Origin of the sequence: Salmonella sp. 32070601201500089SM (assembly GCF_017573605.1) — a bacterium.
Classification (GTDB): domain Bacteria; phylum Pseudomonadota; class Gammaproteobacteria; order Enterobacterales; family Enterobacteriaceae; genus Salmonella; species Salmonella enterica.
The window spans coordinates 1-744 of the sequence record NZ_JAGETK010000034.1 but is presented as its reverse complement, the minus strand read 5'-3'; the positions used below and the strand labels follow the sequence as shown (position 1 = coordinate 744).

1 protein-coding gene is annotated in these 744 nt (G+C 51.9%); it reads right to left on the bottom strand.

From position 1 onward, the window contains the following. Positions 1–18: 18 nt before the first annotated feature. Positions 19–744: IS3 family transposase (locus J4728_RS23660; protein WP_208212520.1), on the bottom strand; the 726-nt coding region annotated here is incomplete at its 5' end.

Below are 744 nucleotides of genomic sequence, written 5' to 3'. Positions count from 1 at the left end.
TGAGTTGCCACGGATAATCTAGACACTTTCGAGTCGTCGGTAATATCGGTTTTCATATTCTGTCGGTGGCATCTTATCGCTCGAACCATGCCGACGCTTACTGTTATAAAACATTTCGATGTAATCAAAAATATCGCTGCGGGCTTCTTCCCGCGTTCCGTAGATCTTTTTCTTTATCCGTTCACGTTTTAGTAGCTGAAAAAAGCTTTCTGCGACCGCATTATCGTGGCAGTTACCACGACGACTCATACTGCCTTCCAGGCCGTGTGATTTCAAAAACGACTGCCATTCATAGCTTGTATATTGACTGCCCTGGTCAGAGTGAACCAGCACCGCCTTTTGCGGATTACGCCGCCACAAGGCCATCAAAAGCGCATTCAGGACGATCTCTTTGGTCATCCGGGGCTGCATTGACCAGCCGATAACTTTCCGGGAGAACAGATCAACAACCACGGCCAGATACAGCCAGCCTTCGTGGGTTCGGATGTAGGTTATGTCCGTTACCCAACGTTCATCGGGAGCATCCGGATTAAACTGCCGCTGGAGTCGGTCAGGTGCCACGATACTGTCTTCACCTTTGCGTGCCCGCGGGCTCCGGTATCCGACCTGAGCCTTTATGCCGGCCCGCTTCATCAGCCGCCAGACACGGTTCACCCCACACTGCTGCCCGGTGTCACGCAGATCGAGGTGGATCTTGCGATAACCATAGACGCAGCCTGACTCAAGCCAGAACTGTTTGATCTG